The organism is Streptomyces hyaluromycini (genome assembly GCF_002217755.1).
Taxonomy (GTDB): domain Bacteria; phylum Actinomycetota; class Actinomycetes; order Streptomycetales; family Streptomycetaceae; genus Streptomyces; species Streptomyces hyaluromycini.
On sequence record NZ_BCFL01000047.1, the window covers coordinates 16,107 to 30,301 of the forward strand.

Consider the following 14,195-nt stretch of genomic DNA (forward strand, 5'->3'; position numbering starts at 1 on the left):
GCAGGAGGAAATCTGATGGCAACGCTCGCGCAACCTGCCGGCCCCTTCGCGCTCGGCACGTTCTCCGCTCAGGACGGTGATCCGTTTCCCGGCCTCCTGGCGCAGGAGCGCGTCCTCGACCTGAGCAGCGCCCTGGACTGGGCACCGTCCGGCCTGCGCGCCGTGCTGGAAGGCTGGGAGGAGACCCTCCCCGTCCTGCGCTCCCTCGCGGACGACGACACCCTCGACTGGCGGCCCCTGGAGGACCTGCGGGTGCACGCCCCGATCGAGCCGCGCCAGATCTTCCAGTCCGGCGCCAACTACCGGCAGCACGTGATCGACCTGGAGGTCGCCCACCGCTCCCCCGACGACCCGCGCACCGTCGAGGAGGCGCGCGCGGAGATCGCCGCGGTCATGGACCGCCGGGCCGCCGAAGACCTCCCGTACGTGTTCATCGGCCTGCCGAGCGCCGTCACGGGCCCGTACGACGATGTCGTACTGCCCGCCTGGGCCCAGCAGCCGGACTGGGAACTGGAGTTGGCTGCCGTCATCGCCAAGCCGGCCCACCGGGTGTCCGTCGAGGAGGCCCTCGAATATGTCGCGGGGTACACGATCGCCAATGACCTCACCGACCGCGCCACCGTCTTCCGCCGGGACATGAAGGCCATCGGCACCGACTGGCTGCGCAGCAAGAACGCCCCCGGTTTCACCCCGCTCGGCCCGTGGCTCGTCCCGGCCGAGTCGGTCGCGGACCCCGGTGACCTGCGGGTCACCCTCAAGCTGAACGGCGAGACCATGCAGGACGAGTCCACCAAGGACATGCTCTTCGGTGTGGCACGGCTGGTGTCGTACGCCTCCCAGAGCGCTCGACTCCTCCCGGGAGACCTTGTGTTGACCGGCAGCCCGGCCGGAAACGGTATCCACTGGGGACGGCTGCTGCGCGACGGTGACGTGATGGAGGGTTCCATCACCGGCCTGGGCGTGCAGCGCACCCGCTGTGTGGCGGAGGCATCGGCATGAGCCTGGACCGTCGCGACCCGGAGGGGGCGATCGGCGAGGCCGCCAAGTCGTACTCGAACTGGGGGCGTTGGGGCGAGGACGACGTGCTGGGCACTCTCAACTTCCTCGACGAGGCCAAGCGCCGCGAGGGGGCCGCGCTGGTCCGCCGGGGCGCCAGCTTCTCGCTCGCGCAGTCCTTCGACATGGACGGCCCGCAGAAGGGCTGGCGCCGGCGCACCAACCCGGTGCACACCATGCTCGACACCGGCACCGACGCCGCCCTCGGCAACCAGGGCTTCCCGCACGGCATCGGCGGCGCCGACGACGTGATCGCGATGCCGTTGCAGTGCTCCACTCAGTGGGACGGGCTCGGGCACATCTTCGACCACGGCAGGGCCTGGAACGGACGGGCGGCCGAGAAGGTCGTCACCTCCGACGGCGACCTCGTCACCGGCATCGAGCACATGGCGCCGTACGTCGCCGGACGCGGGGTCCTGCTGGACGTGGGTCACGTCATCGGCGTCGACGGTGAGTTGCCCGACGGGTTCGCGATCACCGAGGAACACCTGACCGCGACCGCCGAAGCCCACGGCGTGCGTGTCGGTCGTGGCGACATCGTGCTCGTCCGCACGGGGCGGCTCACCCGTGCCCGGCGGGACGGCTGGGGCGAGTACGCGGGCGGACCCGCACCCGGGCTGTCGTTCACCACCGCCGGCTGGCTGCACTCCACCGAGATCGCCGCCATCGCCACCGACACCTGGGGCTTCGAGGTACGGCCCAACGAATTCGAGAAGGCCTTCCAGCCGCTGCACCAGGTCGCCATCCCCAACATCGGCCTGCTCATCGGCGAGATGTGGGATCTCGACGCACTCGCCGCCGACTGCGCCGACGACGGCGTCCACGAGTTCTGGCTGACCGCCGCTCCCCTCCCCATCACCGGAGCGGTCGGCTCCCCCGTGAACCCCATCGCCGTCAAGTAGCCCCGTCAGATTCGCCGTCAAGTAGCCCCGTCCGCTTCGCCGTCAGGCAACCCGTTCAGCCGCCGGATGCGCCCTTCCCCGGACGGCGAGCGGCGTATCCGGCCCGCGCCTCCGTCCCCACCCTGGCCCGCACTCCCCGGCGGGCGAGCCGCACCCCCGCCGCCCGAAGCCGCGCGGCCCAACCCGGGAGGTATCCCCCGACATGGCTGACAGCCCCACCCTCCCCCGGCCTCCGGCTGGGGAGACCCCCACCGTTCTGGTCATCGGCGGCGGCGCCTCAGGAAACGCCGTCACCATCCTGCTGCGCCGTGCCGGCATGGACGTGGACCTGATCGAGGCCAGGCCCGACTGGAACGCCACCACCGGCTCGGGCATCACCCTCCAGGGCAACGCCCTGCGGGTCCTGCGCGAACTGGGTGTGTGGGAGCAGGTGGCAGCGTCCGGGTACGCCTTCGGCTCGCTGGGCGTGACCGCCCCCGACGGCACCGTCCTGTTCGTCGCCGAGGACATCCAGACCGGCGGGAAGGACCTGCCCGCCACTCTTGGCATGCAGCGCCCCCAACTGCAGCAGATCCTCATCGACGCGGTCCGCGCCTCCGGCGCCGGCGTTCGCCTGGGCACCACCGCCGAGATCCTGGACCAGGACGCCGACGGTGTCTCCGTGCGCTTCAGCGACGGCACGACCGGCCGCTACGACCTGGTGATCGGCGCCGACGGCCTCAACTCGGCCACCCGCGCCGCGATCGGGATCACCGACAAACCCGAGCCGACCGGCATGGCCATCTGGCGCATCGCCGCCCCACGGCCCGCGGGCGTGACCCGCACCGATCTCGCCTACGGCGGCCCCGCCTACATCGCCGGCTACTGCCCCACCAGCGAGAACACCATCTACGCGTATCTCGTCGAGGCGTGCCGCGACCGCGCCGCCATCGATCCGGCCGCCTACGCCGACGAGATGCGCCGCCTGGCGCAGGGCTTCGGCGGTGCCTGGCCCGAGATCACCGCGCACATCACCGACCCTAGGAAGGTCAACTACACCTGGTTCGACCGTTTGCTGGTCGAGGGCTCCTGGCACCGGGGCCGGACCGTGCTGATCGGCGACGCCGCCCACTGCTGCCCGCCCACCATGGCCCAGGGCGCGGCGATGTCCCTGGAGGACGCCGTCGTCCTCGCCGAGCTGCTCAGCAGCGGACAGGACTGGGGCGACGAACTGCTCCAGGCGTACTACAACCGCCGCGTTCCCCGGGTACGCGCCGTCGTCGAGGCATCCGTGCAGATCGGCCGGTGGCAGCTGGACGGCGTGCGCGATGCCGACATGGCCGGGCTGATCGGCCGCACCATGACCCTCCTCAAGGAGCGCCCGTGACCGCCGCCACCGCATCCTCGGCGCCGACGATCGACGTCCACGCCCACATCCTTCTTCCCGAAGTCGAGGAGACCGTCGCCGGTCATCCCGGCCTTGCCGAGGCCCGGGCCCTCGACGCCCGCCGCAACGGCCCGGCGGCCCTGACCGTGAACGGTCCGATGGTCGGCGCGCGCGTGCCGAAGCTGACGGACGCCGCCGTACGCCTGGCGGCCATGGACGCACAGGGCGTGGACATCCAGCTGGTCAGCCCGTCCCCGTCGCACTACCACTACTGGGCCGATCCCCAACTGGCCGAGCGCGTCTGCCGGGTGGCCAACGAGGGCACCGCCGCGCACTGCGCGAAGGCTCCCGACCGGCTGCACGGCCTGGGTCTGGTCCCGCTCCAACACCCCGTCCTCGCGATCGAGTTGCTCGATCACGCGCTGGAGCAGGGGCTGAAGGGCGTGGAGATCTCCTCGCACACGCCCGGCCGCGAACTGTCGGATCCGGCGTACGAGCCGCTCTGGTCCCGGGCCGAGGAGACGGGAGCCCTCCTCTTCCTGCATCCCTTCGGGTGCACGCTCGACGAGCGCCTGGACCAGTGGTACCTGTCCAACACCGTCGGCCAGCCCGCCGAGAACGCCGTCGCCCTCTCCCACCTGATCTTCTCCGGTGTCCTGGACCGCCATCCGGGCCTGAAGCTGATCGCGGCACACGGCGGCGGCTACCTCCCCACCCACATCGGCCGCTCCGACCACGCCTGGCGGGCCCGTCCCGACACCCAGGGCTGCGCACGGGAGCCGAGCAGCTATCTGCGGCAGCTCCACTACGACTCGCTCGTCCACGACCCTTATGTACTGCGGGAGTTGGTGCGGGTCGCCGGTGCCGACCGGGTCCTGCTCGGCTCCGACTTCCCCTTCGACATGGGCACGGACGACCCGCTGGCCGCACTGCGCGCGGCGGATCTGACCGACCACGACTTCCACTCCGTCCGCGGCGCGAACGCCGCCGCCCTGCTCAACCTCGTCTGAGGAGGAACCCCCATGAGCAACCGCCTGCTCACCCACCTCCGGCACGTCGACCTCGCCGTGCCCGACTACGACAAGCAGCTCGACTTCTACGCCGGTGTCTGGGGCCTGACCAAGGTCGCCGAGGACTCCGGCCTCTCCTTCCTCGCCGCCGAGGGCAGCCCCGAGCAGTACGTCGTAAGGCTGCGCAAAGCCGACGAGAAGCGACTCGACCTCGTCTCCTACGGCGCCGCCTCAGCCGCCGACGTGGACACGCTCGCCGGGCAACTGATCGTAGACGGCGTCCAGTTGATCACCCAGCCGGGCAAGGCGGACACCCCCGGCGGTGGTTACGGCTTCCGTTTCTTCGACGTCGACGGCCGCACCATCGAGGTCTCCGCCGACGTGGACGTCCGGCAGCACCGCAGGATCGAGGAGAAGGAATCGATCCCGGTCAAGCTGTCGCACGTCGTCCTCAACTCGCCCGACCTGGACAGGACCCGCACCTGGTACGAGCGGCACCTGGGTTTCCGGCACTCCGACACGCTCAGCTCGCCGCACGTCGGTGACGTCATGCACTTCATGCGCATCAGCAACCAGCATCACTCCATGGCCATCGCCAAGGGCCCGCACACCTCGCTGCACCACGTCTCCTTCGAGATGCGCGGTGTCGACGAGTACATGCGCGGCTCCGGCCGGGTGATGCGGGCCGGCTTCAAGAAGGTCTGGGGTCCGGGCCGGCACATGGCGGGCGACAACACCTTCACCTACTTCCTCGACCCGCACGGCAACACCGTCGAGTACACGACGGAGCTGGAGGAGCTGGACGAGGACACCTGGCACCCCCACGTCTACGACTTCTCCCAGCCCGAGGTCACCGACCAGTGGGGCACCGCCAACCCGATGAACGAGCTGATCGCCAAGGAGTCCTTCAACGACCCCGACCGCGGCGTGTTCGTCGCCCCGCCGGTCTGATCCCTCTCCGGAGCGAGACCCACCATGCGATTCGCCACGTACGAACACAGGGACCGACGCCAAGTGGCCGTCGTCGAAGCGAACGGCACCCTCTGCCCCCTGCCCGGCGTCACCTCACTGACCGGCCTGCTCGCCGAGGGAGGCGGCCTGCCCGAGCTGCTCGACGCGGGCTCCGTCATGCTCGACGTCCCGGCCGGCCCCCACGTCTCCGACGTACGGCTGCTGCCACCGCTCCAGCCGCCCACGGTGCGGGACTTCGTCACCTTCGAGGAGCATGTCGAGGGCGTACGACGGTCCGTGGACGGCTCCGCCGGAGTCCCCGAGCAGTGGTACGCGGCCCCCACGTTCTACTTCACCAACCCCTACGCGGTGTACGGCCCGCACGACGACATCCCCGTGCCCCCGGGGTCGAGTGTGCTCGACTTCGAACTCGAAGTCGCCGCCGTCATCGGCAAGGAGGGCCGCGACCTCACCCCCGAACAGGCCCGCGACCACATCGTCGGCTACACCGTCTTCAACGACTGGTCCGCCCGCGACCTGCAGTCCGCCGAGATGAAGGTCGGACTCGGCCCCTGCAAGGGCAAGGACACCGCCACCACACTCGGGCCGTACCTGGTCACCGCCGACGAGTTGGAGAAGTACCGCGACGCGGACGGCTTCCTGCGGCTGGCACTGACCGCTGAGGTCAACGGCCAGGTGGTCGGCAAGGACCTTCTCTCCAACATGAGTTGGACCTTCGAGGAGATGGTGGCCTACGCCTCACGGGGTACCGTCGTCCGCCCGGGTGACGTCCTCGGTTCCGGGACCTGCGGCAACGGCGGCTGTCTCGCCGAGCTGTGGGGCGTACGGGGCGAGCGGGACCCGGCGCCGCTCAAGCCCGGCGACACGGTGACGCTCACCGTGGAGGGCATCGGGTCCGTCTCCAACACCGTGGTGAGCGGCGCGGACCCCGTACCGGTCACCGCCGCACGACGTCGCTCCCGGGAGAGGCCGTGACCAAGCGCCTTCTGCGCAAGGTCGGCCGACCTCGCCGACGCCTGCTGGGACCTCTACCTCAAGCGCGACAGGTTCGAAGCCGTCGTCGCCAACGCGGACACGTAACGGTCACCATCCGCGGAGGCCGGCGAGCTGCCGGCCGTCGCGCTGTTCGAGGAGTGCGGCTACCCGGCCGGGTGGTCCAAGCTCACCGGTGCGCTGGGCAGCCTGCCGCTACCGAAGATCACCGCGACCGGGCTGTGGCGCACCCGGTGCCGACTCGGGGTACGCCCGCTGCGAGCCCTGTTCGACCTGCTGCGCGGTCCGGCGAGCGCGATCCGCACCGCCGGGACCCGCCGGGCCGGACTGCTGGTGGTCGCCATCGACGGCACGTACCTCGGCGGCCAGGGGCCCGCAAAGGACAGCCTCCGCGATCTCGCGTACGCGGTCCTGTGTGATACCGGTGCGCTGCTCGACGGCGAGAGGATGGTCGGTGGGTTCCAGCTCGATGAAGGGGCGTTGACCGACCGGCCGGGTGTGAGCGTGGGTCCTCAGGTTGAGCGTGCTGGGTGAGTACAGACTCAGCTCGGTAGTGAGCCAGCCGAAGTTGGGCTTCTCGGCTTCGCGACCGGGGGTGTTCCACACATCCAGGGCTCGGGCGAAGTTGTCTCGGCTCAGGGAGACCCAGACGCCCCAGGAGAAGAGGTCTTCCCTGCCGATCACCGGTATCTCGATCAGGCCCCTGATGAAGTAGTGCCGGCCTTTGATGACGCACTGGTCGGAGGAGAGCATGCTGTCGGGATCGTCGGCGAAGCTCGGGTGCCAGACGTCAGGGGCCGTGGTCGAGTAGCCCATCGGAAGCTCCGCGTGGAACTCCCCGCAGCATGAACACGTGAAGCCAAGATCGTTCGCCATGGCCGGGAGCTTAGCGAGCCGACCGTCACGGGCGATCGTCCGCCCGCACGTGGACAGACCGGAGCCCCGGACTTCAGGCAGTCCGGGGCTCTCAACCGGCGGTCGGCGCTCATGTTGCCGTGTCAGTCCGTGAGGCCGTCCCCCCTCCCCGATGATCACACGGTGGCCGTCCCTTCAGCGGGCTGGGCCTCAGCGTGGTTGCGAAGTCGGGTTCCCGTGTCAGGCGGTGAAGCCGCCGTCGACATGGATCGAGGCTCCGGTGATGTACGCGCCGTCCGCACTTGCCAGGTGGGCGACGGTGGATGCGATCTCGGCCGCTTCCGCATAGCGGCCCACAGCCGTGAAGCCGACGATCACCTCGGCGTTCGGCCCGTCAGCAGGGTTGGTATCAGTGTCGGTGGGGCCGGGATGCACCAGATTGACGGTGACACCACGCGGACCGAGTTCTCGGGCCAGGCCCTTCGTCATCCCGACCAGAGCCGTCTTGCTCATCGAGTACAGCGCCAGTCCGGGGAAGACCGCGCGCTCGGCGACATTGCTGCCGATGCTGATGATGCGGCCGCCCCGGCCCATGTGCCGCGCTGCCGCCTGGGACGCCGCGAACGGCGCCCGGACGTTCACCGCCAGGGTGCGATCGATCTCTGCCGGCCCCAGGTCTTCGAGTGGGCCGACGAGGAAGACGCCGGCGTTGTTGACCAGGATGTCAAGTCTGCCGAACGTCGCGGCTGCCTCGTCCACCGCGGCGGTGAGCGCCTCAGAGACGGCGCTGTCGGCCTGGACGGCCAGTGCCCGGCGCCCTCTGGCCTTGATCTGCTCCACCACCTGGGTGGCGCGCTCCGCTCTGTTCTCGTAGGTCAGGACGACGTCGGCGCCTTCTTCGGCCAGCCGTAACGCCACAGCGGCACCGATGCCCCGGCTGCCGCCCGTGATCAAGGCCACGTTTCCTTCAAGTCGGTTCATGACGTTGAGCATTGCCCGCACCAGCACCGGAAGCTGGCGGGAATCCGACCTGTCGTTCGGCCTCCAGGAGGGCAACACCATCCTGATCACGAAACCGCACTGGAGTAGTAGTTGGCGCCGCCGGCTACCTCATCGGTGGAACGGGAGAGTCGACTGACCACAGGCGGACAGGGCACGGCCTGAGGAGCGGGAGTTCGCCGAGGTCGACAAGTGATCGTCAGGCGCGCGGCCGGGAACGTGGAGGCGCCAGCCGGGTGCTGGGAGCCGTGGTGCTGGGAGTGGCGCCTTCTCTGACGATCGCACCTGTATGGCAGCTCTCAGGACGCCGCACCACAAGCGCACCGGATCGAGCGAGCGGGGAACAGCGGGGAGCCACGGCAAGAGCAGGTGGGCCCGTCGAAGCCGCCCATCGGCTATGCGTCCAGGTCAGTGACCAACTCGACCGACAAGCGCGCAGCTTTCCATGCGCCCTCCGCGGCGGCGCCACCGCGGTTCCCGAATGCGGTGATCAGTGGTGAATGCGTGCGACCGGTGACCGTAATGCGTCCTGTATCTCAGATGTGCCGTGTGTGGCAATATGTCATGTGTGGCATTTGGTGCTGAAGACAGGCGAGAGGAGTGCGTCATGATCGCCAAGCTGCTCGGCAAGCTGTCCTTCACCCGCCACTACGGTGCGTACGGGGCCCACGAATGGAATGCGTACGCCGGCGACGAATAGGACTGACCGGACTGCCGGCGGGCGCCCAGGGGTGCCCGCCGGTTCTCAGCCACGCTGCCGACGACATCGGCCTGGACGGGTACGACAGCCAGGGGCGATCTCATGGGCCGAAGGAATGAGCCGCCGCGGTTGCCCGAAGGGGGCTTCGCGGCCTGGAGCCGCGACCGCCTGGCATTGGCGCGCCGAGGCGCTGAAGAGTGCGGGGACGTCTGGCAGCTGGAGCCGGGTGTCTACGTAGCGGCTGCGGCCGGGCCGTGTGAAGCGGTCCTGCGTCGCGCGCAGGACTTCCCCAAGGCATCCTCGCCGCTCTTCCCGCCGCTGAAGCGGTCGAGCGGAGCACCAACGCCCGAGGAGCGCGCGTACGCTCACGCCGCCCGCATGCGCGGACTACGTGCGCAGGCGGTTGCAGCCCGGATCGGTGAGATCGCGCCCCGGACCGCTCGGTTTGCCGACCAGTGGCCCACGGGCCAGGACGTCGAGATTCTGCCCCCGGTCCGGCACGCCCTGGCGGAGATCGGCGTGAGCTACCTCTTCTCCGAAGACGCTCCCGCCCTGCTGCCCTATGCCGCGCAGCTCTTCCTGGCCCGGGAGGTACTCGTACGCCCCTCGCGTTGGGTATGGCCGCGCTGGATTCCCACACCGGCACGGCGGTTCCGCACCCGGCAGCAAGTCGCCTTCACCGACGCTCTGCGGCCCATCGTCCGCCGGCGTCGTTCATCGGGCCGGCTCGGTGACGACATGCTGGGACAGATGCTCCGGCCCTCGCCCCACTACGGCCTGCTGCCGGAAGAGGCCATCCTCGACACCCTCCCCGGAATCACCGTCGCCACCTTCGAGACCCCCTCCCGGGCAGCCGGATGGATCCTGCTCCACCTGGCCCGGCACCCCCGGGCAGCGGGCCGCGTCGCGGCCGAAGCCGCCGCGCTGCCCGCGGACCCGGCCGCGACGACCAGCACCCACCTCGGCGGCCTGCAATACACCCAGGCCCTGGTGAGTGAGGTGCTCCGGCTGTACCCCCCGAGCTGGCTGCTGACCCGACAGGCCCCGCGACAGACTCAGCTCGCCGACTACACCATCGACGCCGGCTCCACCGTTCTCGTCTGCCCTTACACCGCCCACCGCGACGCACGGGAATACTCCGAGCCGGACCAGTTCCGGCCCGAGCGCTGGCTCGACGATGCGGGCTCGCCGGCGAAACCCGGGGTCTTCCTCTCTTTCGGTACCGGGCCGCACGGCTGCGAGGGAGCCGCTCTGGCCATGGCGATGCTGACGCTCCTGACCGCGCAGACCGCCCGCTGCTACCACTTGAGCGAGCCGCCCGGACCGGAACCCAGCTACCAGGTCACCACCCTCGAAGGTCTCGCAACTGTCGGCTTGCGGCTGCGCGCCACCTTGCGCGACTGAGGGCGGTACCGCTGACCGGCTCATGGTGCGCTCGTCGTGTGTCGCTGGTCGAACTCGTCGGCGAGCATGCCCATCATGACGAGGTCGTGGTGCCGGCCGGCGAAGAAAACGTGTTCCCGCAAGCGCCCCTCCTCGGTGAAGCCGAGCCGGCGGAAAAGTGCCAGCGATGCCTCGTTGTGGGCGAAGACCGCTGCCAGGCATTTGTGATAGCGCCGCTCGGCGAACATGAAGCGCAGCAGCAGCGCCACGGCCTCTGCCGCATAGCCCCTGCGGCGGTGGTCGGCGCCGATCGTGACATCACACTCGAACCAGCCTGAACGTGGGCCGGTGCGATGCGAGCCGACTGTGCCGACCAGCTCTCCCGTGGCCCTCGCCTCGACGGCCAGAAGGAAGCGGTCGTCATCGCACTCGGCAACGGCTTGCTCCTTCGCCCAGGCCCGGTAACTCTCGGCGGACCGCGGCAGATCCAGCCGGCTCCCTCGCCGCCCGTGATCGTCGGCGAAGCGCATGAACGCTGTCCAGTCATCGGGCTCGACAGCGCGTAGGCGTACCCGATCACCGGTCCAGGACGATGCCATGCCCTATTTGATCACGCTGCTGTGCACGCGAGGCTCAGAGGCACACCGGGGCAGGTGTTGACACGTCATGCTCTGTCTCACCGCTGATCGTCGTCAGCAAACGAAGAAGTGCAGGGCGGGGGCTCTGGCCTGCGGCCATCTGGTCGATCAACGCTGGATTCGCCAGTATCGGTGCCACTGTTACGCTGATTTTCTGGCGGTATTCCGGCGCACCGTGAGGAAGCGCTGATGTGCGACCCGCTCCCGGGTGCTGGTCATCGGTGCGGGATTCACCGGCTCCGAGATCGCCTCCGTCTGCCGGGAGCGGGACATCCCGGTGACCGTCGCCGAACTCGCGCCGTACCCGCTGGTCGGTGCGCTCGGCGCGATGATCGGCGAGGTCGCGGCCGACATGCAGCGCGCCCACGGTGTCGATCTGCGGTGCGGTGTCAAGGTCACACAGCTGGAGGGCGACGCACAGGGCCGGTTTCGCCGTGCTCACTTCGACGACGGCAGTACGGTCGACGCCGATGTGGCGGTGGTGGCACTCGGGAGCATCCGCAACACCGAGTGGCTGCGGGAGTCGGGACTGGCGGCGGGCATATGGGGAATCACCTGTGACACGGGGTGCCGCGCCCTCGACATCAACGGCCGCGTCACCGGCGACGTCTTCGCCGCGGGAGACGTGGCACGTTGCCCGAACCCCGTCTACGACTACCGGCTCATCGCACTGGAACACTGGGCCAACGCCGTGGAGCAGGCCGAGGTCGCGGCCCACAACATGGTCAGCGCCCCCGCGGACCGCCGGCCCCACCTGTCCGTCCCGCGGTTCTGGTCGATCCAGTTCGGCGTCAACATCAAGTCCGTCGGCGTGCCGACCTTCGCCGACGAGGCGGTCGTCACCCAGGGATCGCTGGACGACCACCGTTTCGTCACCGCATACGGCTACCGGGGCCGCGTCACGGCCGCCGTGAGCTTCGACAACGGCAAGTGGCTGGACCACTACCGACGGTTGATCGAGACGGCCGCGCCTTTCCCGCCCCCCTGCCCCACGCCGGACCAGCCGGCCGACACGAAACCGGTGCCCGTCGACTTTCCCGGCCCCGACCTGCTCGCGCAGGGCGCCACGGTGGTCGTCACCGGACACGACCCGGGCGAGCGCCGCGTCACGGCCGCGCACCGGCATCAGCACCGGCATCAGCATCGGAATCGGCATGGGTATCGGAATCGGGATCGGGATCGGGATCGGCAGGAGAAAGGCCGGACGGCCACGAGCGGGACGCCCGGCACGCTGCAGCGGATCTTCGACTACTCCTCCCGGGCCGACCCCTACCCGCTGTATGCCGAGTTGCGCAGGACGCCGGTGGCCCGGCAGGACGACGGCAGCTACGTCATCAGCGCCTATCGCGAGATCACGGACCTGCTGAATGACCCGCATCTGAGTTCCGACGTGCGCAATCTGTCGTGTCCGATGCCCTCGGCCGAGGGAGGGGCCCCGTCGTCGTTCATCCACATGGACTCGCCCGAGCACGATCGCCTGCGGCGGATGGCGACGCGTCACTTCGGCCCCCCTCACTCCCCTGGGCTGGTGACCGGACTTGAAGGCTTCCTGACCGCCACCGTCGGCAGCCTGATCGACGATGTGGCGGGCCGGGAGCGGATCGACATCGTCGACGATTTCGCCTTCCCGTTCCCCGTGACCGTGACCTGTCACTTGCTCGGCGTGCCACGCGAGGACGAGCCGAGGTTCCACCTCTGGGTGAACGACATCATGAACTCGGTCGACTACGACCCCGAGACCGACCCGAAGGAGAAACTGGACAGGGGCGTACAGGCCCGCAAGGACCTGCTCCAGTGCCTCGGCGAACTGGTGGAACAGCGCCACGGCCGGCCGGGAGACGGCTTGCTGGCACGGCTGGCCAACGACGACGGGCCGGACGGGCGGATGACCGACGCCGACATCGTCGCCACCGCCAAACTGCTCCTCGTCGCCGGCCACGAGACCATCGTCAACCTCATCACCAACGGCATGCTGACGCTGCTGCGCCACCCGCAGATCCTGGAACGACTGCGCGGCGAACCGGATCTGGTCGTGCCGCTGGTCGAGGAACTGCTGCGCTACGAGCCGCCCGTGCACATCATTCCCTGGCGGGCGGCGTACAGCGACGTCACCGTCGCCGACACCGTCATCCCCCAGGGCTCGCAGGTCATGCTGATGCCGGCCTCGGGCAGCCGCGATCCGGACCGCTTCCACGACCCGGACCGCTTCGGAACACCTTCCCGGCCATCAGCCCTCCGCCTCCTTCCGCGCGAGGTCGGCGACGTAGGCCGCCAGGTTGTTCAGGGTCTGCCGGCCGCCCTCGATCGCGCGGTACTTCTCGACCGCCTCGTCGCGCAGTTCCCTGGTGGGGAAGACCGTGCGCATCACGATCCGGGTGGCCGCGCCGTCCGGCGCGAAGGCCAGGACCGACTCGAAGGCGTTCGGGTCGTCCCGGGACTCACCGTGCAGCAGCTCGATCCGCTCCGGCGGGACGATCCGCAGCCAGCGGATCCACTCGGGGTAGTCGGTCCCGTCCGGCCCGTGCAGCACGAAGACCCACTCCCCGCCCTCGCGGAACTCGAAGGACCGCGTGGTGGTGGTGAACCCCTCCGGACCCCACCACCGCGACAGGTGCCGGACCTCGGTGAACGCCTCGAACACCAGCTCCCGCGGGGCGTCGATGACCCGGGAGATCACGATCTCCCGGTCGGCCGTCACCGGCTCCGCCCGCGCTTCCCGCCTTGCCCCTGCCATCGGTCATTCCTCCTGCCGTGTCTGCTTGAGGTCCTGCACATAGGTGTCCAGCCGGTCGAAACTCTCGTTCCAGAACCGCTCGAATCCGCCGAGCCACTCGTGGACGGGCCGCAGTCCGCGGGCGTCCAGGCCGTAGAGGCGCTGCTTGCCCGCCTCGCGGACCCGCACCAGCCCCACCTCCCGGAGCACCCGCAGATGCTTGGACGCCCCCGGCTGGCTCATCCCCAGCTCCTGGGCCAACTCGGTCACCGGCCGCTCACCCGCCCGCAGCAGCGCCAGGATGTCCCGGCGCTGCGGCTCGGCGATCGCGTTGAACGCGTCCGACGTGGTCGCTGCTCGTGCCATGGCAGCCATCATATTCCCATATCGGAATGCGTCAAGCCGGTCGGCAACCGGGCGGGTCCGGTCGGATGACGACTGGCGGTGGTCCTCTCGGGGGGCGCAGCGGCACTGCGCAACCGCGCGCCGGCTGCGGGTGCTCACGTGATTCGGCTCTACGGAATACGCGGGGCGCAAGGTCAGTCGGCCGGGCAGTCGGCCGGGCGGCTTCGGTCGCGCACGACTCGCAGTGATGCGCCGGTGCCCCG

The 14,195-nt window shown here is 69.7% G+C and carries 11 protein-coding genes and 3 pseudogenes; 9 read left to right on the top strand and 5 right to left on the bottom strand.

Annotated features, from left to right (window positions below):
- Positions 1-15: 15 nt before the first annotated feature.
- The 6 genes from SSP29_RS50980 (at position 16) to SSP29_RS51005 (ending at position 6,281) form a co-directional block, all read left to right on the top strand.
- A complete protein-coding gene (locus SSP29_RS50980) occupies positions 16-999 on the top strand; it encodes a fumarylacetoacetate hydrolase family protein (RefSeq protein ID WP_089107864.1) in 984 nt (327 codons plus the stop codon).
- Entirely contained in the window at positions 996-1,958 is a 963-nt protein-coding gene (locus tag SSP29_RS50985; protein WP_089107865.1) for a cyclase family protein, read from the top strand. Before SSP29_RS50980 ends, SSP29_RS50985 begins: the two co-directional genes overlap by 4 nt.
- A gap of 202 nt (positions 1,959-2,160) precedes the next feature.
- Entirely contained in the window at positions 2,161-3,324 is a 1,164-nt protein-coding gene (locus SSP29_RS50990; RefSeq protein ID WP_089107866.1) for an FAD-dependent oxidoreductase, read from the top strand.
- The gene (locus tag SSP29_RS50995; RefSeq protein WP_089107867.1) at positions 3,321-4,334 is read left to right on the top strand and encodes an amidohydrolase family protein; all 1,014 of its coding nucleotides are present in this window, start codon (positions 3,321-3,323) and stop codon (positions 4,332-4,334) included. The genes SSP29_RS50990 and SSP29_RS50995 overlap by 4 nt, the downstream gene beginning before the upstream one ends.
- A 12-nt stretch (positions 4,335-4,346) precedes the next feature.
- Positions 4,347-5,285: a VOC family protein gene (locus SSP29_RS51000; protein ID WP_089107868.1), complete on the top strand. Its 939-nt coding sequence runs from the start codon at positions 4,347-4,349 to the stop codon at positions 5,283-5,285.
- Between the two features lie 24 nt (positions 5,286-5,309).
- Positions 5,310-6,281, top strand: a complete 972-nt coding sequence (locus tag SSP29_RS51005) for a fumarylacetoacetate hydrolase family protein (protein ID WP_089107869.1) — start codon at positions 5,310-5,312, stop codon at positions 6,279-6,281.
- Between the two features lie 396 nt (positions 6,282-6,677).
- Here the strand turns inward: SSP29_RS51005 and SSP29_RS51010 are convergent.
- Positions 6,678-7,115: pseudogene (locus SSP29_RS51010) on the bottom strand (DUF2199 domain-containing protein); the annotation flags it as partial.
- A 279-nt stretch (positions 7,116-7,394) separates the two neighbouring features.
- Entirely contained in the window at positions 7,395-8,135 is a 741-nt protein-coding gene (locus tag SSP29_RS51015; protein WP_218036987.1) for a 3-oxoacyl-ACP reductase family protein, read from the bottom strand.
- 1,096 nt (positions 8,136-9,231) lie between these two features.
- Here SSP29_RS51015 and SSP29_RS51020 point away from each other — a divergent pair.
- Positions 9,232-10,257 (top strand): cytochrome P450, encoded by a 1,026-nt coding sequence (locus SSP29_RS51020; protein WP_245883607.1) that lies wholly within the window; start codon positions 9,232-9,234, stop codon positions 10,255-10,257.
- 20 nt (positions 10,258-10,277) lie between these two features.
- On the opposite strand, the gene SSP29_RS51025 is transcribed toward SSP29_RS51020, so the two are convergent.
- On the bottom strand, positions 10,278-10,835 hold the full coding sequence (locus tag SSP29_RS51025; protein ID WP_089107872.1) for a GNAT family N-acetyltransferase: 558 nt from the start codon (positions 10,833-10,835) through the stop codon (positions 10,278-10,280).
- 241 nt (positions 10,836-11,076) lie between these two features.
- Between SSP29_RS51025 and SSP29_RS58245 the strand changes: the two are divergent.
- Positions 11,077-11,982 (top strand): annotated as a pseudogene (locus tag SSP29_RS58245) (FAD-dependent oxidoreductase); the annotation flags it as partial.
- 351 nt (positions 11,983-12,333) lie between these two features.
- Positions 12,334-13,071: pseudogene (locus SSP29_RS51035) on the top strand (cytochrome P450); the annotation flags it as partial.
- 30 nt (positions 13,072-13,101) lie between these two features.
- On the opposite strand, the gene SSP29_RS51040 reads toward SSP29_RS51035, so the two are convergent.
- Both SSP29_RS51040 and SSP29_RS51045 read right to left on the bottom strand, forming a co-directional pair.
- On the bottom strand, positions 13,102-13,608 hold the full coding sequence (locus SSP29_RS51040) for an SRPBCC family protein (RefSeq protein WP_089107873.1): 507 nt from the start codon (positions 13,606-13,608) through the stop codon (positions 13,102-13,104).
- 3 nt (positions 13,609-13,611) lie between these two features.
- Complete coding sequence (locus SSP29_RS51045) at positions 13,612-13,953, bottom strand: ArsR/SmtB family transcription factor (RefSeq protein WP_089107874.1); 342 nt, start codon at positions 13,951-13,953, stop codon at positions 13,612-13,614.
- Positions 13,954-14,195: the final 242 nt, after the last annotated feature.

Coding starts and splice junctions, on each gene's coding strand:
- SSP29_RS51000 (WP_089107868.1), top strand. CDS start 4,347: ATGAGCAACCGCCTGCTCACCCACCTCCGGCACGTCGACCTCGCCGTG.
- SSP29_RS51040 (WP_089107873.1), bottom strand. CDS start 13,608: ATGGCAGGGGCAAGGCGGGAAGCGCGGGCGGAGCCGGTGACGGCCGAC.
- SSP29_RS50980 (WP_089107864.1), top strand. CDS start 16: ATGGCAACGCTCGCGCAACCTGCCGGCCCCTTCGCGCTCGGCACGTTC.
- SSP29_RS51005 (WP_089107869.1), top strand. CDS start 5,310: ATGCGATTCGCCACGTACGAACACAGGGACCGACGCCAAGTGGCCGTC.
- SSP29_RS51045 (WP_089107874.1), bottom strand. CDS start 13,953: ATGGCACGAGCAGCGACCACGTCGGACGCGTTCAACGCGATCGCCGAG.
- SSP29_RS51015 (WP_218036987.1), bottom strand. CDS start 8,135: ATGAACCGACTTGAAGGAAACGTGGCCTTGATCACGGGCGGCAGCCGG.
- SSP29_RS51020 (WP_245883607.1), top strand. CDS start 9,232: ATGCGCGGACTACGTGCGCAGGCGGTTGCAGCCCGGATCGGTGAGATC.
- SSP29_RS50990 (WP_089107866.1), top strand. CDS start 2,161: ATGGCTGACAGCCCCACCCTCCCCCGGCCTCCGGCTGGGGAGACCCCC.
- SSP29_RS51025 (WP_089107872.1), bottom strand. CDS start 10,835: ATGGCATCGTCCTGGACCGGTGATCGGGTACGCCTACGCGCTGTCGAG.
- SSP29_RS50985 (WP_089107865.1), top strand. CDS start 996: ATGAGCCTGGACCGTCGCGACCCGGAGGGGGCGATCGGCGAGGCCGCC.